At 37.1% G+C, this 26527-nt stretch carries 27 protein-coding genes; all 27 read left to right on the forward strand.

Annotation, left to right across the window (positions count from 1 at the left end):
- The first annotated feature begins 6 nt into the window (after positions 1–6).
- The 27 genes from BLR36_RS02650 to pnp all read left to right on the forward strand — a co-directional run bounded on the left by BLR36_RS02650 (position 7) and on the right by pnp (position 26440).
- Complete coding sequence (locus BLR36_RS02650) at positions 7–462, forward strand: chemotaxis protein CheW (protein ID WP_093060140.1); 456 nt, start codon at positions 7–9, stop codon at positions 460–462.
- On the forward strand, positions 463–1095 hold the full coding sequence (locus BLR36_RS02655; protein WP_093060142.1) for a chemotaxis protein CheC: 633 nt from the start codon (positions 463–465) through the stop codon (positions 1093–1095).
- A 1-nt stretch (position 1096) separates the two neighbouring features.
- A complete protein-coding gene (locus BLR36_RS02660) occupies positions 1097–1594 on the forward strand; it encodes a chemotaxis protein CheD (protein ID WP_093060144.1) in 498 nt (165 codons plus the stop codon).
- Positions 1591–1881: a hypothetical protein gene (locus BLR36_RS02665; protein ID WP_093060146.1), complete on the forward strand. Its 291-nt coding sequence runs from the start codon at positions 1591–1593 to the stop codon at positions 1879–1881. Before BLR36_RS02660 ends, BLR36_RS02665 begins: the two co-directional genes overlap by 4 nt.
- Positions 1882–2013: 132 nt before the next feature.
- Complete coding sequence (locus tag BLR36_RS02670; RefSeq protein WP_093060148.1) at positions 2014–2787, forward strand: FliA/WhiG family RNA polymerase sigma factor; 774 nt, start codon at positions 2014–2016, stop codon at positions 2785–2787.
- 129 nt (positions 2788–2916) lie between these two features.
- The gene (locus BLR36_RS02675) at positions 2917–3216 is read left to right on the forward strand and encodes a hypothetical protein (RefSeq protein ID WP_093060150.1); all 300 of its coding nucleotides are present in this window, start codon (positions 2917–2919) and stop codon (positions 3214–3216) included.
- Positions 3217–3224: 8 nt separating this feature from the next.
- Positions 3225–3701, forward strand: a complete 477-nt coding sequence (locus BLR36_RS02680) for a DUF6115 domain-containing protein (protein ID WP_093060152.1) — start codon at positions 3225–3227, stop codon at positions 3699–3701.
- A 151-nt stretch (positions 3702–3852) separates the two neighbouring features.
- The gene (gene rpsB, locus BLR36_RS02685; protein ID WP_093060154.1) at positions 3853–4575 is read left to right on the forward strand and encodes a 30S ribosomal protein S2; all 723 of its coding nucleotides are present in this window, start codon (positions 3853–3855) and stop codon (positions 4573–4575) included.
- 102 nt (positions 4576–4677) lie between these two features.
- On the forward strand, positions 4678–5562 hold the full coding sequence (tsf, locus tag BLR36_RS02690; RefSeq protein WP_093060156.1) for a translation elongation factor Ts: 885 nt from the start codon (positions 4678–4680) through the stop codon (positions 5560–5562).
- Positions 5563–5631: 69 nt separating this feature from the next.
- Complete coding sequence (pyrH, locus tag BLR36_RS02695; RefSeq protein WP_093060158.1) at positions 5632–6357, forward strand: UMP kinase; 726 nt, start codon at positions 5632–5634, stop codon at positions 6355–6357.
- A complete protein-coding gene (gene frr, locus BLR36_RS02700; protein WP_093060160.1) occupies positions 6357–6914 on the forward strand; it encodes a ribosome recycling factor in 558 nt (185 codons plus the stop codon). Before pyrH ends, frr begins: the two co-directional genes overlap by 1 nt.
- Positions 6915–7104: 190 nt before the next feature.
- Positions 7105–7899 (forward strand): isoprenyl transferase, encoded by a 795-nt coding sequence (locus BLR36_RS02705; protein WP_093060162.1) that lies wholly within the window; start codon positions 7105–7107, stop codon positions 7897–7899.
- On the forward strand, positions 7896–8687 hold the full coding sequence (locus BLR36_RS02710; RefSeq protein ID WP_093060164.1) for a phosphatidate cytidylyltransferase: 792 nt from the start codon (positions 7896–7898) through the stop codon (positions 8685–8687). Before BLR36_RS02705 ends, BLR36_RS02710 begins: the two co-directional genes overlap by 4 nt.
- Positions 8688–8704: 17 nt before the next feature.
- Positions 8705–9853: a 1-deoxy-D-xylulose-5-phosphate reductoisomerase gene (gene dxr, locus BLR36_RS02715; protein ID WP_093060166.1), complete on the forward strand. Its 1149-nt coding sequence runs from the start codon at positions 8705–8707 to the stop codon at positions 9851–9853.
- A gap of 45 nt (positions 9854–9898) precedes the next feature.
- Positions 9899–11164: an RIP metalloprotease RseP gene (gene rseP, locus BLR36_RS02720; protein WP_093060168.1), complete on the forward strand. Its 1266-nt coding sequence runs from the start codon at positions 9899–9901 to the stop codon at positions 11162–11164.
- 712 nt (positions 11165–11876) lie between these two features.
- Positions 11877–16190, forward strand: coding sequence for a PolC-type DNA polymerase III (locus tag BLR36_RS02725; protein WP_093060170.1), 4314 nt, complete (start codon positions 11877–11879; stop codon positions 16188–16190).
- A gap of 134 nt (positions 16191–16324) precedes the next feature.
- Positions 16325–16804: a ribosome maturation factor RimP gene (gene rimP / locus BLR36_RS02730; protein ID WP_093060172.1), complete on the forward strand. Its 480-nt coding sequence runs from the start codon at positions 16325–16327 to the stop codon at positions 16802–16804.
- 22 nt (positions 16805–16826) lie between these two features.
- Positions 16827–17960 carry a transcription termination factor NusA gene (nusA, locus tag BLR36_RS02735; protein ID WP_093060174.1) on the forward strand — a complete coding sequence of 378 codons (1134 nt, stop codon included), beginning with the start codon at positions 16827–16829 and terminating at the stop codon, positions 17958–17960.
- Positions 17961–17979: 19 nt separating this feature from the next.
- On the forward strand, positions 17980–18258 hold the full coding sequence (gene rnpM, locus BLR36_RS02740) for an RNase P modulator RnpM (RefSeq protein ID WP_093060176.1): 279 nt from the start codon (positions 17980–17982) through the stop codon (positions 18256–18258).
- On the forward strand, positions 18255–18575 hold the full coding sequence (locus BLR36_RS02745; protein ID WP_093060178.1) for a YlxQ family RNA-binding protein: 321 nt from the start codon (positions 18255–18257) through the stop codon (positions 18573–18575). Before rnpM ends, BLR36_RS02745 begins: the two co-directional genes overlap by 4 nt.
- A 4-nt stretch (positions 18576–18579) precedes the next feature.
- Positions 18580–20949, forward strand: a complete 2370-nt coding sequence (infB, locus tag BLR36_RS02750; RefSeq protein WP_093060180.1) for a translation initiation factor IF-2 — start codon at positions 18580–18582, stop codon at positions 20947–20949.
- The gene (locus BLR36_RS02755) at positions 20949–21227 is read left to right on the forward strand and encodes a DUF503 domain-containing protein (RefSeq protein ID WP_093060182.1); all 279 of its coding nucleotides are present in this window, start codon (positions 20949–20951) and stop codon (positions 21225–21227) included. Before infB ends, BLR36_RS02755 begins: the two co-directional genes overlap by 1 nt.
- A gap of 21 nt (positions 21228–21248) precedes the next feature.
- The gene (gene rbfA, locus BLR36_RS02760) at positions 21249–21590 is read left to right on the forward strand and encodes a 30S ribosome-binding factor RbfA (RefSeq protein ID WP_093060184.1); all 342 of its coding nucleotides are present in this window, start codon (positions 21249–21251) and stop codon (positions 21588–21590) included.
- Positions 21591–21659: 69 nt separating this feature from the next.
- Positions 21660–22580 carry a tRNA pseudouridine(55) synthase TruB gene (gene truB / locus BLR36_RS02765; protein ID WP_093060185.1) on the forward strand — a complete coding sequence of 307 codons (921 nt, stop codon included), beginning with the start codon at positions 21660–21662 and terminating at the stop codon, positions 22578–22580.
- A gap of 1 nt (position 22581) precedes the next feature.
- Complete coding sequence (gene ribF / locus BLR36_RS02770; RefSeq protein WP_093060186.1) at positions 22582–23535, forward strand: riboflavin biosynthesis protein RibF; 954 nt, start codon at positions 22582–22584, stop codon at positions 23533–23535.
- 361 nt (positions 23536–23896) lie between these two features.
- A complete protein-coding gene (gene rpsO, locus BLR36_RS02775; protein WP_090562453.1) occupies positions 23897–24166 on the forward strand; it encodes a 30S ribosomal protein S15 in 270 nt (89 codons plus the stop codon).
- Positions 24167–24319: 153 nt separating this feature from the next.
- Positions 24320–26440 (forward strand): polyribonucleotide nucleotidyltransferase, encoded by a 2121-nt coding sequence (gene pnp, locus BLR36_RS02780; RefSeq protein ID WP_093060187.1) that lies wholly within the window; start codon positions 24320–24322, stop codon positions 26438–26440.
- Positions 26441–26527 lie beyond the last annotated feature (87 nt).

The following is a 26527-nucleotide window of genomic DNA, read 5'->3' on the forward strand; positions in this document are numbered from 1 at the left end:
AGCATAATGATAGAAGCAGTGGATTTACAAAATTTAAAAGTAGTAGTTTTTCAACTGGCAGACAAGGAATATGTTATACCTGTAAGTCAGGTTCAAGGTATTGAAAAGCTTATATATATTACGCGTGTCCCTAAAACTCCTTCATTTGTAAAGGGTGTTATCAACTTACGTGGGGTAGTTACTCCTATTATCGATTTGAAAAATCGCTTTGGACTTGGCGAAAGTGAGTTAAGTGATTCAACTCGTATTATTATCATCACGCTCGATGATATGGATGTCGGAGTAATTGTGGACTCGGCTAATGATGTATTAGATATTCCGGTCGATTCAATTGAACCACAGCCCGAGGTTGTTGGAGGTATGGAGCAAGACTTTATAGCTGGTGTAGTGAAAATCGATAGCCGTCTGTTAATCCTGCTTCACTTAAACCACGTTTTAAATCCTATTAAGTCAGGAGTTTAAATGATGTATGACAGTAAAATTACCTCCCTCCATTTAGACGTCTTAAAGGAAATCGGAAACATTGGTGCTGCGCATGCTGCGACAGCCCTATCGACATTGCTTAACAAGAAAATTGATATGAAAGTACCGAAAGTGGAAATGATATCATTTGACGATATGATGGATTTAGCAGGGGGACCAGAAAGTGTAGTTGCTGGCATTTATCTTCGTATTGAAGGTGATGTAACTGGCAGTATGTTTTTTGTCTTACCAGTAGAGCAAGCTAATCGATTCATACGCAGACTGGTACAGGATGAGACTTTCAACTTTCAAACGGGTGAAGTATCTGAAATTGGTGTCTCTGCAATGCAGGAGCTTGGGAATATTCTTTCTGGTTCATACCTGTCTGCACTATCAGATTTTACAAAATTAAAAATATACCCTACTGTACCAGCACTTAGTGTAGACATGGTTGGAGCAATTATTAGTTTCGGTTTGGTAGAGCTATCTCATATAAGTGATTATGTAATTGTGATTGATACAGCTATCAATGAAGAGGATGTTCCAAATGAGGAAAGTGTGAAAGGACACTTCCTTTTGTTACCAGATCCAGAATCATTTGATGCTATTTTTAGAGCTCTAGGGGTTAACTAATATGAACGCACAAGGACAAATAATAAAAGTAGGTATTGCAGATATGAATATTGCAAAGGCCCCAGACAAAATTCGTACGTCTGGACTCGGTTCATGTGTGGGAGTTGTTTTATATGAGGAGAGATCTACGACAGTAGGCATGGTACATGTTATGCTCCCAGATTCTACTCTTGGAAGATCAAATAATATAAATCTTGCCAAATTTGCAGATACAGGAATTACAGCCATGGTGGAGCAGTTAAAATTAGAGGGAATCCAGCCGTATAAGTTAAAAGCTAAAATAGCTGGAGGAGCTCAAATGTTTCAGTTTACTTCTAGTAAAGATACAATGCGAATTGGACCACGCAATATTGAGGCAGTAAAAGAATATTTGGATAAATATTCTATTCCTATTGTTGCAGAGGATACAGGGGGAAATAGTGGTAGAACGATTGAGTTTGATCCGACTACCAAACTATTAAATATTCGTACAGTGAACCAAGGAGTGAGAGATATATGATGGTAGGAACTATTCTTTCAAATTTTTGGGTAGCGCTTATTGCTTTTAGTGTTTATTTTTTGTTTTCTTTCCCGTTTATAGAAGGTAAGGGAATTATTCTTGATGCACTAATAGTTGCGATAACATTTTTTCTTGTAACATTTTTTGCTAGAGCCATTATTAGTTATATAATAAGTAATAGAATCGAAGAACCTCATTCAGGTGAAGGTACGGAAATTTTGAAATCTGAAATTTCTCCAGAGGATTATGCGGAGCTCGTAAAGACTATGTTAAAGGAAGATGAATAGTCTAGCTCATAGTCTAACTAATAGACATAATAAATGGAAAAACGGGGGAGTCGATAGTTTCGGCTCCCCTTTTTAGTGAGATTTTTGTTATAATAACCATAATGAAGAGATATATTGGAAAGGGGGATAAATTTGGCATATCAAGATTCGACTGATGAGCAGCTTCTTTGGAAGAATTGGACTGAAAGCAAAGATCCTCAGGCCGGAGATTTACTCTTGAGAAAATATTTACCGTTAGTAAACTATCATGTGCAAAGAATCGGTGCAGGTATCCCTAAAAATATATCTAGAGAAGAGCTTAAGAGTTTAGGAATGATGGGTCTATTTGATGCTTTAAATAAATTTGACTATAGTAGAGAGCTGAAATTTGATACTTATGCATCTTTTCGCGTAAGAGGGGCTATCATTGATGGGTTGCGAAAAGAAGATTGGCTTCCACGCTCATCGCGAGAAAAAGCGAAGAAACTAGAAACTAAAATTGAAGAATTAGAGCAAAAGTTAATGAGGCATGCATCTGCTGAAGAAATTGCAGATTATGTCGAAATGCCGGTAGAGGACGTATATCATACAGTACAGGAGCACTTTTTTTCTAATGTCCTATCAATAGATGAGCAACTGCAAGAAAGCGAAGAAACAGAGAACAAATCATATGTCATTCGAGATGATTCTCAGAAAACCCCTGAACAACAAATGGTCAAAAGTGAACTCATAGGGGATCTAGCCGACCAAATTCAACAATTAAATGAAAATGAACAATTAGTGTTAAGTTTGTTTTATACAGAAGAATTAACACTCACAGTTATTGGAGAGATGCTAGGTCTGTCTACTTCTAGAATATCTCAAATTCATTCGAAAGCACTTTTTAAACTCAGAAAATTATTAATGAATGAAATGATGAATGTCTAAGTCAAATTTATAACTACTTGATATTCAATGTAAGAAACAAAATATATGATATTAGCTTCAACTATTCGCCTATATGACTGTTAATTACTTCTTTATGAATTGGCACGTTTTGGAAAAGGGGATACTACGATGAGCTTAAAATTGGCAGAACTTCAAATTGCTATTCCTAAAACGTTTGATGCTGGTAAAGTAGCTGATCAAATCCAACAACAAAGTGCGATTAGTCAAGCTAACGCTCAAGCAGCAACCGAAAGGCAACTAGAAAAAACCAGAGAGTCTGTTATTAAATCTAATGAAACGTCAGAGACTACTTCTCAAGAAGAGAGAGAACGACGAGAGCACGAACGAAAGAATAGAGAAAAGAAAGAACGGGAAGCAAAAGAAACAAAGCATCCATTTAAAGGGAACTTTGTAGATTTTAGTGGTTAGGAGCAGTTATGATAACGACTTTTTTAATAATATTATTCTTAATGCAAGTTTTAAGTTTTTACTTTATTGCTCTATTGAATGCCAAGATTTCAAGATTTGATAATATGGAACAAAAGCAACAGCAAGTATTAATCGACATAGAAAATTCATTTAGTGCTTATATCGCTGAAATTACAGATGAAAATAATCGGCTTATACAGGAGTTAAAAAATACAGAGGTACCTAAAACAGTACTTTTGAAAAATCAAGTAAAGCCGTCAGAAAAAGAAGCAGAAGCCTTTGAACCTCCTTTTTCTTTTGTATCTAAACAAATTGCAGCAAGCAGCTATTTGAAAACGGCTCAATCGACTACAAAAAAAGTGCCTGAAACGGTTAGAGAAAAAGTGATATTCCATTTTGAAGAAGGAAAAACTTCTGACGAAATAGCTAAAATGTTACAAATAGGAAAGACAGAAGTGGAACTTTTCCTAAAATTTAACGACTAAATAGTTGAAAGTATAAAATTCATATGTTATATTAGAAAACGGTATGAATACACACGCATTTCTGATGGACTTAGCAGGTGCTCTATTTATAGAGTAGCTAATGAAAAATGAAGGATGCGGAAGACTAAACCAAACCAGGAGGAAATAAATCATGTCAGTAATCTCAATGAAGCAATTATTAGAGGCTGGTGTACACTTCGGTCACCAAACTCGCCGTTGGAATCCAAAAATGAAAAAATACATTTTTGTTGAACGTAACGGAATTTACATCATCGATCTTCAAAAAACGGTGAAAAAATTAGAAGAAGCTTATGATTTCATGCGTCAAGTAGGTCAAGACGGTGGAAAAGTTCTTTTCGTAGGAACTAAAAAACAAGCACAAGAAGCTATTAAAGAAGAAGCTGAACGTTCAGGTAACTACTACATCAACCAACGTTGGTTAGGTGGTACATTAACAAACTTCGGTACTATTCAAAAACGTGTAGCTCGTTTAAAAGCCATTGAAAAAATGGAAGAAGACGGTACTTTTGAAGTACTTCCTAAAAAAGAAGTTGTTCAACTAAAAAAACAACACGAACGTCTTGTTAAATTCTTAGGCGGTATCCGTGATATGAAAGCTATTCCAGATGTAATGTTCGTTGTAGATCCACGTAAAGAGCGTATTGCTGTAGCAGAAGCTCGCAAATTGAACATTCCTTTAGTAGGAATCGTTGATACAAACTGTGATCCAGATGAAATCGACTATGTAATTCCTGCAAATGATGATGCAATTCGTGCAGTTAAATTATTAACAGCTAAAATGGCGGATGCATTACTTGAAGCAAGACAAGGTGAAGACGAAGAAGTAGCTTCTGTTGAAGTTGCAGCTGAGTAAGACCTGAGTAATACGAATTGTAATTAACAGGTGATAAGCGGCCAACCCTCTTATCACCTTTTTTTGAGAAAATGACACTAATTGTACTAGGAGGAATTTATAATGGCAGTTACAGCACAAATGGTAAAAGAATTGCGTGAAAAAACTGGTGCAGGTATGATGGACTGTAAAAAAGCTTTAGTAGAAACAAATGGTGACTTAGAAGCAGCTATCGACTTTTTACGTGAAAAAGGTTTATCTTCTGCAGCTAAAAAAGCTGATCGTATCGCAGCGGAAGGTACTACTTTCATTCAAGTGGATGGAAACAAAGCTGTATTGTTAGAAATGAATGCGGAAACTGACTTCGTTTCTAAAAACGAATCTTTCCAACAATTAGTACAAACAGTAGCTTCTCATTTATTAGCTACACAACCAGCTTCAGTAGAAGAAGCTTTAGCTTCAACAGTTGAAGAAGGAGTAACGGTAGAGAACCTAATCTCTAACGCAGTTGCTAAAATTGGAGAAAAAATTACACTTCGTCGTTTTGTTATTGAAACGAAAACAGATGCAGATGCATTTGGTCCATACCTGCACATGGGAGGACGTATCGGAGTTCTTACAGTATTAGAAGGTTCAACAGATGTGCAAGCAGCTAAAGATGTTGCAATGCATATCGCAGCTTTAAACCCTACTTATATTTCACGCGATGAGGTTTCTGCTGATGAAGTAGAACGCGAGCGCAAAATCTTAACAGAACAAGCTCTAAACGAAGGTAAACCTGAAAATATCGTTGCTAAAATGGTAGAAGGTCGCCTAAGTAAATACTTTGAAGAAGTTTGTGTTTTAGAACAATCATTTGTTAAAAACCCAGACCAAAAAGTTAAAGTATTTGTTGAGTCAACTGGTGGTAAACTAGTTTCATTCACTCGCTATGCTGTTGGTGAAGGTATCGAAAAACGTGAAGATAACTTCGCAGAAGAAGTTATGAGCCAAGTAAAAGGGAACTAATATACAATAACAACTGGGGAGCACGCAATTTGTGTTCCCTATTTTTCAAGAAAGAGATGGAGGATACCTATGAGCAAACCACAATACGAAAGAATCGTTTTAAAATTGAGTGGCGAGGCATTAGCTGGAGAACAAGGTTTCGGTTTATCTCCTGACATTATTAAATCTGTAGCCGATCAAGTGAAAGAAGTTGTAGATCTTGGAGTAGAGGTTGCAGTAGTTGTTGGTGGAGGAAATATATGGCGAGGAAAAGTAGGTAGCGAAATGGGCATGGATCGTGCTACTGCTGACTATATGGGTATGCTTGCTACAGTTATGAATTCACTTGCACTACAAGATTCTCTTGAAAAAGCAGGTGTCGAAACACGCGTCCAAACATCTATCGAAATGCGACAAGTTGCAGAGCCTTACATACGTAGAAGAGCTATTCGACATTTAGAAAAAAAACGAGTTGTTATTTTTGCAGCAGGAACAGGAAATCCATACTTCTCAACAGATACAACAGCAGCTTTAAGAGCAGCTGAAATAGAAGCGGATGTTATATTAATGGCCAAAAATAATGTAGATGGTGTTTACTCCGCAGATCCTAAAACGGATACTTCAGCAGTAAAATATGATAATCTTTCATTTATCGAAGTTATTCAACAAGGACTTCAAGTAATGGATTCTACTGCATCTACTTTATGTATGGACAATGATATAGCACTTATTGTATTCTCAATAATGGAAAAAGGTAATATTAAAAAGGCTGTGTTAGGGGAGACCATTGGTACAGTCGTTAGGAGGAATTCTTAATGCCGAAAAAAGTGATAGAGCAAACAAACGATAAAATGGCAAAAACGATATCAGTTTTTAGTAGAGAATTATCTACTATTCGTGCTGGGCGTGCTAGTGCTGCTTTGCTTGATAAAATTTCAGTAGATTATTACGGCGCACCTACTCCCATCAATCAAATGGCTGGTATATCAGTGCCTGAGGCTCGCTTAATAACGATCCTTCCATATGACAAAACAATTCTTGGAGATATTGAGAAAGCCATTTTAAAATCTGACTTAGGAATTACTCCGACTAATGACGGAACGTTAATTCGAATTGCAATTCCAGCATTGACAGAAGAACGTCGTAAAGAATTAGTTAAACAAGTAAAAAAAGAAGCGGAAGAAGCGAAAGTAAATGTTCGTAATGTTCGCCGCGATGGCAATGATGATCTGAAAAAACTTGAAAAATCTGGTGAAATTACGGAAGACGAGTTAAGAAATTATACAGATGAAATTCAAAAACTTACAGACTCTAGCATTGAAAAAATCGATGCAATTACAAAAGAAAAAGAAAAAGAAATTTTAGATGTTTAACCTTTAAGAAGAGGTGGTTAGGGTTAAAAATTCCATGAATACCAACATCTTCTTCAATGAGTTGTCTAGGTTAAGTATTTCTGAACCTTTATTTAAAAAAGGCGTCCTTTGAAAGGGACGTCTTTTTATATGTTCGGTTATTTGATATGATAGGTATAGACGTTCGACTTGGTAGATTGGGGGTTTCTAAATGTTTAAAAAACTAATTCGTAAAAATGAAAAAATGATCGATATTCATTTAGATGAACGAAAAGAAAATGCCCAAAAGGAACAATTGCCCAACCATATTGCAATTATAATGGATGGTAATGGAAGATGGGCTAAAAAGAGGTCACTTCCCCGTATTGCTGGTCATCATGAAGGTATGAAGACTGTAAAGAAAATAACTCGATTTGCAAATGAAGTTGGAATAGATACATTAACTTTGTATGCTTTTTCTACAGAAAATTGGAAACGTCCCAAAATGGAAGTAGAATTTTTGATGCGACTGCCTGAAGAATTTTTAGGTACGTATTTACCAGAGTTAATCGAGCAAAATGTTCAAGTACGGATGATGGGTAATTTAGATATGCTTCCAGAGCATACAAGAAGAGCTATTAACAAAGCAATGGATGAAACGGCTAAAAATGATGGACTTATACTTAATTTTGCTTTAAATTATGGAAGCAGAGACGAGATTGTGCAGGCAGTTAAGCGAATTGCCCAGCAAGTACAGCAAAATGAAATTTCTGAGGAAGAAATTTCTGAACAATTACTGACAGATCATTTAATGACAAAAGATTTGTCTGAACCAGATTTACTTATTCGAACAAGTGGTGAGGTACGTCTGAGTAATTTCATGCTTTGGCAGCTTGCTTACACAGAGTTTTGGTTTACGGATACACTATGGCCGGACTTTGATGAAACTTGTTTGTTAGAAGCAATTGAAAGTTATCAAAAAAGAAATCGAAGATACGGTGGACTTAAGGGGGAAGAAGTGAATTGAAACAACGGATTATTACTGGTGCTATTGCATTGGCATTATTTCTCCCAATTGTTTTATTAGGTGGGCCAGTTTTCACTATATTAGTATACATAATAGCAGCGGTGGGCTTACATGAGATGCTTCGTATGAAGGGCATAGCTTTATTTTCATTTGCCAGTTTAGTTTCCTTCCTGCTCCTGTTTCTATTATTACTGCCGTCAAACTTAACGGAGAGTATTTGGATATACACGAGGCATACAAAATTAGAATGGCTGTTTATTGGAGTTTTCTTATTATTAATCTACACAGTGTTAGTAAAAAATCGTTTTACTTTTGAAGATGCAGCATTCGTCATCTTTAGTACTCTTTATGTTGGTATCGGTTTTTATTATTTTATAGAAACAAGAAATGAAGGGTTGGCATATGTTATTTTTGCGTTGCTAATCGTTTGGACAACAGATTCTGGTGCTTATTTCACCGGACGCAAAATTGGAAAAAGAAAATTATGGCCGGACATTTCCCCGAATAAAACGGTAGAAGGTTTTGTTGGAGGGATTATTTGGGCGTTAATCACTGCATTTATCATTCAACTGATCAGTCCACTCACTTCATCGATACTCGTTTTAATAGGAATTACCATTGTTGCTTCGATTTTTGGTCAACTTGGTGATTTAGTGGAATCGGCGATAAAAAGACATTATAATGTGAAAGATTCTGGAACTCTGTTACCAGGTCATGGTGGAATATTAGATCGTTTTGACAGTATATTATTTGTCTTACCGCTTCTTCACTTTTTACATTTTATATAAGGAGACGACTTTATTTCATGGCAAAAAAAATTAGTTTATTAGGAGCCACTGGTTCTATTGGGATACAAACATTGGATATAATAAAAGAGCACCCGGACAAGTTCCAACTAGTAGCTTTTTCTGCGGGTAAAAATATGGAAGCGACGAAACAAATTATTCGAGATTTTACTGTTCCTTTAGTTTCCGTTTTATCCGAGGAGGATGCCATTCAATTAGGTAATGAGTTTCCTCAAGTCGAAGTAGTTTTCGGTGACCAAGGACTAGTTCAGGTAGCTGCTCATGCAGGTGCAGATGTTTTAGTAAATGCAGTACTAGGTAGCGTAGGTTTAAGACCAACATTAGAAGCAATCAAAAAAGGAATAACTATTGCCATTGCTAATAAAGAAACTTTAGTAACAGCAGGACATTTAGTCATGAAGGCTGCTAAAGAGTATAATGTCCCCATTCTTCCTGTGGATAGCGAGCATTCAGCTTTATTCCAAGCGATGAATGGAGAAAAACGGTCAGAAATTGCTAAGTTAATAATTACTGCATCAGGTGGAAGCTTTAGAGATCGTACACGAGAAGAGCTAAAACATGTAACTGTACAGGATGCACTTAATCACCCCAATTGGTCAATGGGATCGAAAATTACAATTGATTCTGCCACTATGATGAACAAAGGTCTTGAAGTAATTGAAGCACGCGTTCTATTTGATATTAGCTATGATGATATCGAAGTGTTACTCCACCGGGAGAGTATTATCCATTCGATGGTTGAATTTCATGATACGAGTGTCATTGCGCAACTAGGGACGCCAGATATGCGTGTCCCAATTCAATATGCAATGTCTTATCCAGATAGATTGACAAGACAATCAGCGACACGTCTTAATCTTGCTCAAATAGGTAAACTTCATTTTGAAGAAATGGATTACAAACGATATCATGCATTGAAATTGGCTATTGATGCAGGACGAGCAGGCGGAACAATGACAACGGTGCTAAACGCAGCAAACGAAGCGGCTGTCGCTTTATTTTTAAAAGAGAAGATTGGCTTCTTAACAATTGACGAATTAATAGAGCGAGCAATGGATGAGCATGTAAATATTTCCGATCCAGATTTAGAAACAATTCTTCATGTAGATGCCAAAACAAGAAAATCCGTGGAGAACATGGTAAAATGATTAGATGTGAAAGCATATTCAGCTAGAAACTAAAGGTGGGATATAATGGAGACAGCCATTGCGTTTATAATTATTTTTGGAAGTATCGTATTTTTCCATGAGCTAGGGCATTTTATCTTTGCGAAACGAGCAGGAATTATGGTGCGTGAGTTTGCGATTGGGATGGGTCCTAAAATCTTTGGATATACAAAAGGCGAGACTCTATATACACTACGATTACTGCCAATCGGTGGATATGTCCGTATGGCCGGTGAAGATTTGGACTCAGTAGAATTGCAGCCTGGCTATCGTTTAGGAGTCCATTTGAATGCTCAAGACGAAATCGATCAGATTCTATTAAACCAAAACAAACAATTTCCAGATATGATGTTTTTAGAAGTAGAAAGATCTGATTTAAACGATCAAATGTTTATAGAAGGATACAATGATGAAGAAAAATTAGTGCGTTACAAAGTAGCCCGAAATGCTATCATAAACGAAAAGGGTAACGAAACAATAATTGCACCTGCTGATCGACAATTCGGTTCGAAGTCAGTTGGACAACGATCCATGACTATATTTGCAGGACCACTATTTAACTTTATCCTTTCTTTTTTCATCTTTTTAGCACTTGGTTTGTTTCAAGGAGTACCAACATATGAACCGGTTATTACAACTGTGGTTAAAGACAGTCCTGCACAACAAGCAGGTATGCAAGACGGTGATTTGGTAACGAAGATTGATGGAGCTTCTATTACTACATGGGACGAACTATCTGAAAAAGTAAAGGTTAGTTCAAATGAATTAATGGAATTTACGGTAGTACGTGATGGGCGAGAAGTAAATCTTTCCATGACTCCAAATGAAGTGGTAGTAGGAAAAGAAAGAGTTGGTCAAATTGGTGTTCAGTACTCAAGTCCACTAGAAAAGAATCCTGCAAAGGCTGTTGTCTTCGGGGCAGAACAGACTTATGAATGGACTAAACGTATTTTTACGATATTAGGTACTTTAATTACTGGCAATTTTTCAATAGATGATTTATCCGGACCTGTTGGAATCTATAAAGCAACAGAGGAAGTTGCGCAATATGGTGTATACAATTTAATGCACTGGGCTGCAATACTTAGTATTAATCTGGGTATTATGAATTTATTGCCATTACCAGCATTAGACGGAGGTAGATTGTTGTTCTTCTTGTTTGAAGCTTTACGTGGGAAACCTGTAGATAAGCAAAAAGAAGGAATGGTTCACTTTGTCGGTATTATGCTACTAATGGTATTAATGGTTGTCGTTACATGGAATGACATACAACGATTTTTCTTTAATGGATAGAAGTTGGGGGGAAGTTCAATCATATGAACTTCCTTTCTTTTAAAAGAAAAGAGAGTATATAAAAATGTCTCGTTGATACTGGGGTAAGGAGATTAGTAAGAATAAGTAATGCTATGATTTCCGTTTCTGGTGGGGTACAAAGGCTAAGAGCGCCACCTCATGTGGCAACGCCTTCGTGACCAACATCCTGTTGGCCTCCGTGGGGTGAGCGATGAGCTATCACCACAGCACACGCGTCGCTGTGATACCTTATCTGTCTCACTCATCCCACAGGAGTCACCACCTTTCACTACAATCAATGAATGTGTGCTACTACACAAATAGATTTGGCATAATTAATCCTTACCATATAAAAATCGGATAAATTTTTATGAAATAATCATCTTATTACCGGAAATCTTTTTGAATTAAGAATGTAGTCCAATGATAAATGTAAAGGACAGACTTTCATTTTAACTGATAATATTTGAAACTTTACTTATATAACAGAGGTTATGATGGATTGTAGCGCAGGTCGGTGACTTCTGTGGGACAACTCGAGGGAGAGACTACAGGCTCGAGCCGTGCCCACGGAAAGCGTCCGGTCGGAGCTACAAACATTGGTATATATGGGTTTTGTTCTTAAAGGACCGGGCGTCTTTTTGCCCAGTTTTTCTTACTGTTGAATTGAGAAAAACATAAGTACTTTAAGTGATAAGGAGGGATACGAGCTATGGACGACGGGAAAATGAGAATGCATTTGTTGCTGCAACAACTTGAGTTAACAGAGGATTCATTTGTAAAGCACTTTGAACATGCATCCATCGATCGATTCACTGTACATAAGAAAAATAGACAATGGGATTTTAAAATTCAACTACAGGCGATACTTCCAATAGATGTCTTTACGATTTTCCAAACACGGCTAATAGAAAAGTTTTCAGGCATAGCTAATATATTGTTAACTATTCAATGTGAAGGAAAAGATGTTTCACAAGAGTTGATCAATCAATATTGGCCGTTAGTTCTTAAAGAATTAAGTGATATGGCTCCACCTTTAAAAGACCGCTTGTTAAAACAGCAGCCAGAATGGAACGGCCAGATGATTCATTTAACATGTGGACAGGAAATTGAATTACGAACGTTTAAAAAGAAATATATCGAACAATTATCAGAGGTTTATGTAGGTTTTGGATTTCCGAAGATTGCATTCGACTTCAGGTTAGTAGAGGATACTGAAGCAACAGCGCAAGCTCAATTAGAGTTTTTAGAACAGCGTCGATTAGAAGAAGAAATGCTTGGACAAAAAGCGTTAGAAGATATGCAAAAACGCGACCAAAATAGACAGGAAAATGGCAATCAAAATACCGATGGACCATTCCAACTGGGTGTCCCGCTTAAAAAAGATGAGCCTATTATTGATATTAAAACTATCCAGGATGAAGAACGTAGAGTAACGATTGAAGGCTTCGTATTCGATGTTGAGGTGAAAGAATTACGAAGCGGTCGCTCACTATTAACTGCGAAGGTAACTGATTATACAGATTCCATATTAGTGAAGATGTTCTCTAGAGATAAAGAAGATGCTCAAATGATGGAAAGACTTCAAAAGGGAATGTGGATAAAGGTTAGAGGTTCCGTTCAAAATGATACATTTGTACGTGATTTAATCATCATGGCACAAGATATGAATGAAATAAATCCGGTAGTCCGTTTAGATACTGCAAAAGAAAAACGAGTAGAGTTACATCTTCATACACCGATGAGTCAGATGGATGCAGTTTCCTCTGTTTCCTCACTAGTTTCGCAAGCTGCTAAGTGGGGCCATAAGGCAATTGCTATTACAGATCATGCCAATTTACAGTCATTCCCAGAGGCCTATGCCGCGGGTAAAAAGAATGGTATTAAAATTCTTTATGGTTTAGAAGCGAATCTAGTTCATGATGGGGTTCCTATTGCTTATGATGAGCAGCATACCGCATTAGAAGACGCAGTATATATAGTGTTTGACGTAGAAACTACAGGTTTGTCTGCAACTTACGATAAAATAATTGAATTAGCAGCTGTAAAAATGCAAAACGGCAATATAATTGATAAATTTGAACGATTTGTAAACCCGCATCATGCTCTTTCAGCAACTACGATCGAGTTAACTGGAATCACAGATGACATGGTTCGAAATGCTCCTGAAATCGAGCAGGTTATTAAAGATTTTCACGAATTTATTGGGGATGGAATAATCGTTGCGCATAATGCATCATTTGATATGGGCTTCTTATATGAAGGATATCGAAGAACTGGAATAGATCATTTCAATCATCCTGTAATTGATACATTAGAGCTTGCCCGTTTTTTACATCCAGAGATGAAGTCTCATCGCCTTGGGACTCTTGCTAAAAAATTCAATATTGAGCTTACTCAAGCCCATAGAGCAATCTTTGACTGTGAGGCTACAGGCTATTTATTGCTTCATTTATTAAAAGAAGCTGAAGAACATAAAATAGCGTATCATGATGATTTTAACAAGCATATTGGACAGGGAGACTCTTATAAACGAGCTAGACCAACCCACTGTACAATTTTAGCTAAAAATGAAACAGGTTTAAAAAACCTATTCAAACTAGTGTCACTTGCACATACTACTACCTTCTATCGTGTACCAAGAATAAAAAGATCTGTACTTCAAAAGCATAGAGAAGGACTAATCATTGGATCTGGATGCGATAAAGGGGAGGTTTTTGAAGGACTTATGCAAAAACCACTAGAGCAAGTTGAAGAAATCGCTCAGTTCTATGATTATTTAGAAATACATCCTAAAGAGGTATACGCTCACTTAATTGAGGCAGAGTTAGTTAGAGACGAATGGAATTTAGAAGATATCATTCGTAAAATGATTAAACTCGGTAAAAAATTAAATCTACCAGTTGTAGCGACTGGAAATGTTCATTACTTACATGAAAATGACGCTATGTTCAGAAAAATACTAGTTAACTCGCAAGGTGGGGCTAATCCACTAAACCGTCATGGTCTTCCTAAAGTACATTTCCGTACGACGAATGAAATGCTAGATGCATTTGCGTTTCTTGGTGAAGACCTCGCAAAAGAGATTGTTGTGACTAATCCTCAGAACATAGCAGATTCACTTGAAGACATTAAACCAATCAAAGATGATCTATATACACCTAAGATTGAAGGGGCAGATGAGGAAGTAAGAGCTCTTACCTATGCAAAAGCTAAAGAAATCTATGGAGAAGAATTACCTGAAATAGTAGAAGCGCGAATTGAAAAAGAACTAACATCCATTATTGGACATGGTTTTGCAGTTATTTATTTGATTTCTCATAAATTAGTAAAAAAATCATTAGATGATGGTTATTTGGTTGGGTCTAGGGGTTCTGTAGGTTCTTCGCTTGTAGCAACAATGACAGAAATTACAGAAGTAAACCCGTTACCACCTCATTATGTATGTCCTAGTTGTCAGCATTCAGAGTTTTTCCAAGATGGATCAGTTGGATCTGGCTTCGACTTACCCAACAAAAATTGTATAAAATGTGATACACCTTACGTAAAAGATGGACAAGACATTCCGTTTGAAACTTTCTTAGGATTTAAGGGGGATAAGGTTCCTGATATAGATTTAAACTTTAGCGGTGAGTATCAGTCAGTTGCGCATAATTATACGAAGGAATTATTCGGAGAAGATTATGTATTTCGTGCTGGTACAATTGGAACAGTAGCTGAGAAAACAGCCTATGGTTATGTAAGAGGTTATATGAACGATAACAATTTGACCCTACGCGGTGCAGAAATCGATCGTCTTGTACAAGGCTGTACTGGTGTTAAACGATCAACTGGTCAGCATCCAGGTGGTATAATCGTTGTTCCAGATTACATGGATATATATGACTTTACACCAATACAGTTTCCGGCAGATGCACAGGACTCCGAATGGAAAACGACACATTTTGATTTTCATTCTATTCATGATAATTTACTTAAGCTCGATATTCTGGGACACGATGATCCTACAGTTATTCGTATGCTACAAGATTTATCGGGTATTGATCCAAAAACAATTCCAACAGATGATCCAGAAGTGATGAAGATATTTAGTGGAACAGCATCTTTAGGTGTAACGGAGGAGCAGATTGACTGTAAAACAGGAACTTTGGGTATTCCGGAGTTTGGTACTCGCTTTGTTCGTCAAATGCTTGAGGAGACAAAACCTTCGACTTTCTCTGAGTTAGTTCAGATTTCTGGTTTATCCCATGGAACAGATGTATGGCTTGGAAATGCTCAGGAACTAATCCAGGCTGGAACTTGTCAGCTTTCTGATGTAATTGGTTGTCGTGATGATATTATGGTTTATTTAATCTATCAAGGGTTAGATCCTTCTTTGGCATTTAAAATTATGGAGTCTGTTCGGAAAGGGAAAGGGCTAACTCCAGAATTTGAAGCTGAAATGAAGAAACAAGGAGTAGCCAATTGGTATATTGAATCCTGTAAAAAAATTAAGTATATGTTTCCTAAAGCCCATGCGGCCGCTTATGTATTAATGGCGGTTCGTATTGCATATTTTAAAGTGCATTATCCCATACTATATTACGCAGCGTATCTTACAGTAAGAGCTTCTGATTTTGATCTAATCTCTATGGTAAACGGATCTCAAACAATCCGAGCAAAATTAGACGAAATCAATGCTAAGGGACTGGAAGCATCTCCAAAGGAAAAAAACTTGTTAACAGTTTTAGAAATTGCATTAGAAATGACAGAACGGGGCATCAAAATGCAAAAAGTAGATTTATACAAATCCCATGCTAATGAATTTAAAATTGAAGGCAATACGTTAATTCCGCCTTTTAACTCGATACCAGGATTAGGTACAAATGTTGCTTTCCAAATAGCTAAAGCAAGAGAAGATGGTGAATTTTTATCGAAGGAAGACCTTCAACAAAGAGGTAAAGTATCGAAGACTATCATCGAATATATGGATACGATGGGCTGTTTAGAGGGTTTACCAGATGCCAATCAGCTTTCGCTGTTTTAGTAGGAAATTTGCAAGGCTACATGATGTATGGTAATATAAAACTACCAATGTTTCATAGTTCTGTGACGAAAGAGTGGGATTTCCCGCTCTTTTCTGTTGTTATATAGAAAATCATTGTTATGTAGGAGGCTAATATGAGTAACATTACAAGTAAAATTGAAGAACTTCTATCGCCTATTTTGCAAGAGTTAAATTTAGATCTTGTAGATATTGAATATGTTAAAGAAGGTCGAGATTGGTTTTTACGTATTTATATCGATACTCCGACTGGCGGTATAGATATTGAACAATGCGCTCAAGTTAGTGAAAAACTAAGTGAAAAGTTAGATGTAGAAGACCCAATATCAGAAAATTACTTTTTAGAGGTTTCTTCTCCTGGAGCAGAACGACCTTTGAAAAAGGATGCGGACTTCACGAACGCAATTGGTAAGTATGTTTATATCAAAACTTATGAGCCGGTAAATGGGGCGAAGGAATTTGAAGGGACATTACTTTCTTATTCATTAGAGGAAGGCGCATTAATCGAAGTGCGAGTAAAAACTAGAAGAGTAAAAATTCAAATTGAAAAAGAGAAAATTGCGCTGGCTCGTTTAGCAATCGATTTCTCAGCATAACTTATATGGAGGAGTGAAAGTAGTGAGTAGTGAATTATTAGATGCGTTAACTGCGCTCGAACAACAAAAGGGAATTTCAAGAGATGTTTTAATAGAAGCAATAGAAGCTGCTTTAGTGACTGCCTACAAAAGAAATTTTAACCAAGCCCAAAATGTTCGTGTCGACATTAACTTAGCTACTGGTACTATGCTTGTTTATTCAAGAAAAGATGTAGTAGAAGATGTTTCAGACGACCGTTTGCAAATTTCGTTAGAGGATGCGCAAGTGATAAACCCACACTATGCAATTGGTGATGTAGTAGAAGAGGAAGTAACTCCACGTAATTTCGGCCGTATCGCTGCTCAAACAGCAAAACAAGTTGTAACTCAGCGTGTACGTGAAGCGGAACGTGGTCTTATCTACGAAGAATATGTGGATCGTGAAGACGATATCGTAAACGGAATTGTAGAACGATTAGATGCACGAAACATATATGTGGGATTAGGAAAAGTAGAGGCAGTATTACCTGCCAATGAGCAAATCCAAACAGAGACATATCGCCCACATGAACGTATTAAAGTGTATATTACGAAAGTAGAGCGCACTACACGTGGACCACAAGTATTCGTTTCTAGAACACACCCAGGTTTACTTCGTCGCTTGTTTGAAATGGAAGTACCAGAAATCTTTGAAGGTATAGTAGAAATTAAGTCAATTGCTCGTGAAGCAGGAGATCGCTCGAAGATTTCAGTTTTTGCACATAATGATGAAATTGATCCAGTCGGCTCATGTGTTGGTGCAAAGGGAGCTCGAGTTCAAACGATTGTTAATGAGTTAAGTGGAGAGAAAATTGACATAGTTGAATGGTCTGAAGATCCAGTGGTGTTTGTTGCAAATGCGCTTAGTCCTTCTAAAGTAATCGATGTTCAAGTAAATGAGGAAGAAAAATCTACAACAGTTGTAGTACCTGACTATCAACTATCTCTTGCAATTGGTAAAAGAGGGCAAAATGCTCGTCTTGCAGCTAAGCTTACTGGTTGGAAGATTGATATTAAAAGTGAAACAGATGCAAGAGAACTTGGAATTTATCCAAATGAAAATTCGCCACAGCTTATAATTGAAAACTTGGACGAAGAAGAATTGGATGATTTCGATTTTTATAAAGACGAAGAATAAGCAAGGATGGTGATTTTTAATGGCGGTTCAAAAGAAAATACCGTTACGTAAATGTGTTGCAACTGGTGAAATGTTTCCGAAAAAAGAAATGATTCGTATAGTCCGTTCGAAAGAAGGAGAAGTTTCGATTGATTTGACTGGAAAAAAATCAGGTCGTGGAGCTTATGTATCTAAATCTATCGAAGCGGTAAACCAAGCGAAAAAGAAAAATTCATTAGGCACTCATTTAGAAGCACCAATTCCAAATGAAATTTATGATCAGTTAATCGTCGTAATTGAGAGAGAAAAACTCAAATGACAATAGATGAACAAATATCTAATCTATTAGGTTTAGCGACTAGAGCAAGAAAAACGATAACTGGTGAAGAACTTGTAGTAAAAGAAATTAGAAGTCAAAAGGCAAAACTAGTGGTTTTATCAAATGACGCTTCTAAAAATACAGCAAAAAAAATCAATGATAAATGTGCATCTTTTAACGTTGAGCTGCATGTCTTTGGAGACCGGCACGATCTCGGACATGCGACGGGAAAAGAGGCCAGAGTGGCGATTGCCATTATGGATGACGGTTTCGCTAAAAAACTGTCCGGCCTTCTCAACGAATATAACCGGGGGTGAGCTAATGACTAAAATCAGAGTTCATGAATATGCGAAACAAATAGATAAATCGAGTAAAGAAGTTATTGAGCAACTAGGAAAGTTGAATATTCAAGTAACGAATCATATGTCTACACTTGAAGGAGAAGCTATCCAAAAGCTGGATGGTATTTATAAAAAATCATCACAACAATCAGCAAAACCTGCTCAATCAACAGCAAAACCAGCACAACAAAATCAATCATCAAGACCTGTCAATCAAGGTGGACAACAAAGATCGGCATCACAAGGACAATCAAGACCGTCTAACCAAGGTCAACAAAGATCAACATCCGGGGGTCAGTCAAGACCATCTAATCAAGGTCAACAAAGACCAACATCTGGTGGACAGTCAAGACCGTCTAACCAATCGAATACAAAACCTGCTTCATCAGGTAGTAATACGCAAGGAAGCAGTACGCAAGGAACAAATAATCAACCTAAAAAAACATTTACTAATAACAAAGCTCCAGGTGGTGCTTATCGTCCAGGTGGTCAAAACCGTCCAGGTGGCAATAGACCAGGTCAAAAATTCCAAAAACGTAGAAAAGGTCCTACTACACCTGTTCAACCACCAGTACCAAGAAAAGAACGTGAACTTCCTGCAAAGATTACATTTACCGATTCTTTAACTGTTTTAGAACTTTCGAAAAAAATTGGTCGCGAACCGGCAGAGATTATCAAAAAATTATTCTTACTTGGCGTTATGGCAACAATAAACCAAGTTTTAGATAAGGATGCAATCGAACTTATTTGTGCAGACTATGGTGTAGAAGTGGAAGAAGAAATTCGAATCGATATTACTGATTTAGAAGTTCATTTCGATCCCACTCCAGAAGATAGTACCAATCAAACAGAGCGTCCACCAGTTGTTACAATTATGGGGCACGTAGACCATGGTAAAACAACACTTCTTGACTCTATCCGTCATACAAAAGTAACTGCAGGGGAAGCAGGCGGTATTACCCAACATATCGGTGCTTACCAAATAGTGGATAATGATAAAAAGATCACGTTCTTAGATACACCAGGACATGCTGCATTTACTACAATGCGTGCACGTGGTGCGAAAATTACGGATATCACAATTCTTGTAGTTGCAGCAGATGATGGTGTAATGCCTCAAACTGTAGAAGCGATAAACCATGCTAAAGCTGCTGAGGTACCTATTATTGTTGCAGTAAACAAAATGGATAAACCGTCTGCAAACCCTGACCGTGTTATGCAAGAGTTAACAGAGCATGGTTTAGTTCCTGAAGCTTGGGGTGGAGATACGATCTTCGTACCAATTTCAGCACTAAAAGGGGAAGGAATCGATAACCTTTTAGAAATGGTTCTACTTGTTTCTGAAGTTGGAGAATTAAAAGCAAATCCAAAACGTCTTGCTTTAGGAACTGTTATTGAAGCTCAACTTGATAAAGGTCGAGGTTCAGTCGCTACATTACTAGTTCAAGACGGTACGTTGAAAGTCGGAGATCCTATCGTTGTTGGTCATGCTTTCGGCCGCGTAAGAGCAATGGTAAATGACCTTGGTCGTCGTGTGAAAGAGGCAGGTCCATCTACACCAGTAGAAATTACTGGCTTAAACGAAGTGCCACAAGCTGGAGATCGCTTTGTTGTATTTGAAGATGAAAAAACTGCTCGTCAGGTTGGCGAATCTCGTGCGTCAGAAGCACAAGTTACTCAACGTTCAGAAAAAACTCGTGTGACATTAGACAATTTATTTGATCAAATGAAACAAGGGGAAATGAAAGAGTTAAACTTAATCGTAAAAGCAGACGTTCAAGGTACTGTTGAAGCGATGGCTGCATCCCTTATGAAAATTGATGTTGAAGGTGTAAATGTTCGCATCATTCATACTGGAGCTGGAGCTATCACGGAATCAGATATTAGTTTGGCTGCTGCATCGAATGCAATCGTTATTGGATTTAACGTACGTCCAGATACAAATGCAAAACGTATGGCCGATCAAGAAGGCGTAGATATCCGTCTACACCGTATTATTTATAAAGTAATTGAAGAAATCGAATTCGCTATGAAGGGATTACTTGACCCTGAATTCCAAGAGAAAATTATCGGTCAAGCTGAAGTACGTGAAACATTCAAAGTATCAAAAATTGGTACGATTGCTGGTTCATATGTTACGGAAGGTAAAATTTCAAGAGATAGTGGAGTTCGTGTAATTCGCGATGGAATCGTTATTTTTGAAGGCGAATTAGATACACTAAAACGCTTCAAGGATGACGCAAAAGAAGTTGCTAAAGGATACGAATGTGGAATCACGATTAAAAACTTTAATGATGTTAAAGAGGGCGATATCGTAGAAGCCTTCATCATGGAAGAAATTAAACGATAATGATTGTATATGCAGACTGCGAATTTCTCATTCCCACTGCACATTCTTTAAAAGAAAAACGAGCAGTCCTTCAACGAATGCTCACAAGAACAAAACAAAAGTATAATGTTTCTATTTCAGAATTGGATCATCAAAATACGTGGCAGCGTACTACTATTGGAATCGTTGCAATTGCATCTCAGAAAGATGCAGCTGAGCGAGAGCTAATGAACGCGATTCGTTTCTTGGAATCCAATCCTGAATGGGAATGTATTAATATTAGTAAAGAATATTTATAAAGAAAATGAGGTGTAGCGATCATGTCAATGCGTGCTAACCGAGTTGCTGAGCAGATGAAAAAAGAGTTGGGCGAGATTATCGGACGTAAGTTAAAAGATCCACGTATCGGTTTTGTCACAGTTACAGATGTAGCTGTTACTGGTGATTTACAACAAGCGACTATTTACATCACCGTCCTTGATGGAAACCGAGCAGATACTTTAAAAGCTTTAGAAAAAGCTAAAGGATTTATTCGTTCTGAAATAGGGCAACGCATTCGCTTGCGTATCACGCCTGAACTTATTTTTGAATATGATGAGTCTGCAGCATATGGAAATCGTATAGATGATTTATTAAGACAAATTAATAAACCATCTGAGTAATAAAACAAAAAGAAGTCTGCTTATTTACTGAAGCAGACTTCTTTGTTATATATACCGGGGGTGAACGGCATGTACGAAGGGATATTACCTTTCTGGAAAGAAAAAGGAATGACCTCACATGATTGTGTATTTAAACTTAGAAAAATTTTGAAGATGAAACGAATTGGTCACACTGGAACACTGGATCCTAGTGTGGAAGGAGTTTTACCTATTTGTTTAGGACAGGCTACAAAGGTATCGGAATATATTATGGATCAAGGAAAAACATATGTAGCCACTATTTCTATAGGTACATCTACTACTACTGAAGATGCAGATGGTGATATCGTAGAAAATGACTCCACTTCAAAATCTTTTTCTCGTGAACAGATTTTAGAAGTGCTAGCAGAGTTGACTGGAGAAGTTACTCAAATTCCTCCTATGTATTCAGCGGTGAAAGTGAATGGAAAGAAACTTTATGAATATGCGCGTGAGGGGAAAGAGGTTGAACGTCCAAGTAGGAAAGTGATGATTCATAATATTAATTTATTGGATGAAGCTGCTACTTTTTCAGGGCAGGAAGTTACGTTCAACATAGAAATTGAATGTGGAAAAGGAACCTATATACGTACACTTGCAGTTCAAATCGGAGAACTTCTTGGATATCCCGCTCATATGTCATCGCTAGTCAGAACAGCTTCAGGAAGTTTTACTCGAGCGCAATGTTTAACTTTAGCAGATGTGCAAAGTGCTATAGAAGAACAAACATTAATAGACACTTTATTACCATTAAAAAATGCATTGTCTGCTTGGCCAACACTTGAAGTAAATGAAGAAATCGAAAAAAGTATTACCAATGGACAAGTAGTGGAAATCCATCCATTGTTAATGGAAAACGATAAAATAGTTTATGAAATGTTAGGAGATCCAATAGCAGTTTATATTAAACATCCAACAAAAAGTGGTATGATGAAACCAGAAAAAATGTTTTCATCTATAAAAGGAGATTAATATGGACATCTATCACTTATCTTATCCTAATCATTTATATACAAACGATAAAAATGAGGCATACTCTTTAGCAATCGGTTTCTTCGACGGAGTACATAAAGGGCATCAAGCAGTTATAAAAAATGCCCTCGAAAAAGGGAAAGAGATGAATATCAAAACTGCAGTAATGACATTCGATCCCCATCCGTCATTAGTACTTGGTGGCAGAAAAGAGAAAGTCTTTTATATTACTCCACTTCAAGAAAAAATGGATATTTTGAAAAGCTTAGGAGTAGATACGGTTTTTGTTGTTCGGTTTACTTCTGATTTTGCAAAGCTTACTCCGGAAAAATTCATCGAGTTTTTTATAAATCAGACGAATGTAAAACATGTTACTGCCGGATTTGACTTTTCTTTTGGTGCTTTTGGAAAAGGGACGATGAAAGATATGGACCTTCTTTCCGAAGGTAAATATACAGTATCAGTCGTAGGCAAAAAAGAGCTACATGGTGGTAAGATTAGCTCTACACGTATAAGAGAAGAGCTAACAACAGGTAATATGGAGCAAGTAAGAGAATTATTAGGTAGGCCCTTTCAGTTAACAGGAGTTGTTATTCATGGAGACAAAAGAGGGAGAACGATAAACTTCCCGACAGCAAATGTCGATCCAAAAGAAGGACAATTTACTCCTGCAACCGGTGTATATGCAGTTAAAATTTCCGTTCAAGAGACTTGGCATGAAGGTGTTTGTAATGTAGGCTACAAACCAACATTTAATAACCCTGAAGAGAAAAAGCTTTCTATTGAAGTACATATATTTAATTTTGAACAATCGATATATGGTGAGGAAGTAACCGTCCATTGGTATAAGCGTATTCGATCAGAGCAAAAATTCAATGGAATTGAAGAGTTAAAAGAACAAATCGGAAAAGACAAGCAAGTTGCAATTGAGTTCTTTGAAAAAGAAGACGAATAACAAAAGTATGGCTATCGGAATTTTATTTCGGTAGCTTTTTTAAAAGGAAATATAATAAAGTGGCCAGTGGAGACTGTGTTCCTGGGCATTGAAAATTCACTCGCTAATCATATAGCAATACGTCTGTCCAATGCCTTTCGAAAACGATAGAAACAGGTTTTGACATAAAAGGCCCGCGTGTCTTCTTACACGTTTTTTCTAATATGAATGAATGTTCTCCATTACTAATTAGTTGCTTCAGTCATCATTTTATGATAATCTTTAAAAGTACAATACCGTACTTAACCTTTCCTTGGCTTTTTCGATTCTCCAACGATTGCTCAGGACTAGGGGATAACTAGAATTTTAGGAGGAAAACAACATGGCAATTACACAAGAACGCAAAAATGAATTAATCGCTGAGTACAGAACTCACGAAAGTGATACTGGATCTGCTGATATTCAAATCGCAATTCTTACAGAAGAGATTAACTCTTTAAACGAACATTTACGTACTCATAAGAAAGATCACCACTCACGTCGTGGTCTATTCAAAATGGTTGGACGTCGCCGTAACTTATTAAAATACTTACGTGAAAACGAAGTATCGCGTTACCGTGATCTAATCGCAAAACTTGGTTTACGTCGATAAGATTTTTCAGGAAAGCGGGATTTATCCCGCTTTTTCTTTTGCATAAAAAACTTCGCATAGTTTAGAGATTTTTGATACACTACTTATGATACATATACACTTTATATACCCTTTTTAAAAGGAGTTTTTGAAGTCGAGAGGAGTCCAGATTACATGAGTGAAAAGAAAGTATTTACGTATGAATGGGCAGGACGCCCGCTGCAAGTAGAAATAGGACAACTTGCAAAACAAGCGAATGGAGCAGTACTTGTAAGATACGGTGATACATCAGTATTATCTGTAGCAACTGCATCTAAAAGCCCTAAGAATTTAGATTTCTTCCCGTTAACAGTAAACTATGAGGAAAAATTATATGCTGTAGGTAAAATTCCAGGTGGATTTATTAAACGTGAAGGCCGTCCTTCGGAACGAGCAATCTTAACTAGTCGTTTAATCGACCGTCCAATTCGTCCGCTATTTCCAGATGGTTTCCGTAACGAGGTTCAAGTTATTTCAATCGTTATGTCTGTTGATCAAAACTGTTCATCTGAAATGGCTGCAATGCTAGGTTCATCTTTGGCGCTAAGCGTTTCTGATATTCCTTTTGATGGACCGATTGCTGGAGCACAAGTAGGATTGATCGGTGAAGAACTAATTATTAACCCAACAGTTGAACAAATGGAAAAGAGTATTGTAGATCTTACCGTTGCTGGAACGAAAGATGCGATCAACATGGTTGAAGCTGGAGCAAAAGAAGTTTCAGAAGAAACTGTGCTAGAAGCAATTATGTTCGGACATAATGAAATTATTAAATTAATTGAATTCCAAGAAAAAGTTGTAGCTGAAGTTGGAAAAGCGAAAAAAGATATCCCTCTTTTTGAGTTAGATAAAGAGCTTTTCGAAGAAGTGAAAGGCATTTGTGAAGCAAAACTTGTACAAGCAATTCAAGTTCAAGAAAAACATGCTCGCGAAGATGCTATTACTGAAGTAAAAACAGAAGTTATGGAACAATATACAGAAAAAGAAGCAACTGACGAAACGTTAAAGCAAGTGCGTGAAATTTTAGATGCGATGGTAAAAGATGAAGTTCGTCGTTTGATTACAGAGGACAAAATCCGTCCTGATGGTCGTGGAGTAGCGGAAATTCGTCCTCTATCATCAGAAGTTGGCGTTTTACCTCGAACACATGGTTCTGGATTGTTTACACGTGGTCAAACTCAAGCATTAAGTGTATGTACTTTAGGACCGCTTGGTGATGTTCAAATTATTGACGGGATTGGTCTAGAGGAAACAAAACGCTTCATGCATCATTATAACTTCCCACAATTTAGTGTTGGAGAAACAGGACCAATTCGTGCTCCAGGTCGTCGTGAAATTGGACATGGTGCATTAGGAGAGCGTGCTCTAGAAGCAGTTATTCCGGATGAAGCAGATTTCCCGTATACTCTTCGCTTAGTAGCGGAAGTATTAGAATCGAATGGTTCTACTTCACAAGCTAGTATTTGTGCGTCTACTCTAGCGATGATGGATGCAGGGGTTCCTTTAAAAGCACCAGTTGCAGGTATCGCAATGGGACTTGTGAAAAAGGGCGAAAACTACACTATTTTAACGGATATTCAAGGGATGGAAGATCATCTTGGAGATATGGACTTTAAAGTAGCAGGTACGTCTAAAGGAATTACAGCACTTCAAATGGATATTAAAATTGATGGTCTATCAAGAACAATTCTTGAAGAAGCACTTGAACAAGCTAAAATTGGTCGTATGCAAATTTTAGAAAGTATGCTTGCAACAATTTCTGAGCCACGTGAGAAATTGTCTAAGTATGCACCAAAAATAGTCGTTATCAAAATTAATCCGGATAAGATCCGTGATGTAATTGGACCAGGTGGTAAACAAATTAATAAAATCATCGATGAAACTGGTGTTAAAATTGATACCGAGCAAGATGGTACAATTTATATCGCTTCAGCTGACGAAGAGATGATTGCTCGTGCAAAAGAAATTATCGAAAACATCGTGCGAGTTGCACAAGTTGGAGAATACTACTTAGGAAAAGTTAAACGTATTGAAAAATTCGGTGCCTTCGTAGAAATATTCAATGGTAAAGATGGTTTACTGCATATTTCCGAAATTCAAGAAGAACGAACAAAAGCTGTCGAGGATGTCCTTAAATTAGGAGACGAGCTACTAGTTAAGGTAATCGAAATCGACAATCAAGGTCGTGTAAACTTATCTCGTAAAGTAGTTATCAAAGAAGAAAAAGAACGCGCTGAACAACAAGAAAACAAATAATTAATTACATCAGCACGACATAAAAGGTTGACCGTAGTGTAAATGCTACGGCAACCTTTTTAAATAGCTGAATAGAATAAACAGAGG

This window comes from Psychrobacillus sp. OK028 (genome assembly GCF_900103605.1).
Classification (GTDB): domain Bacteria; phylum Bacillota; class Bacilli; order Bacillales_A; family Planococcaceae; genus Psychrobacillus.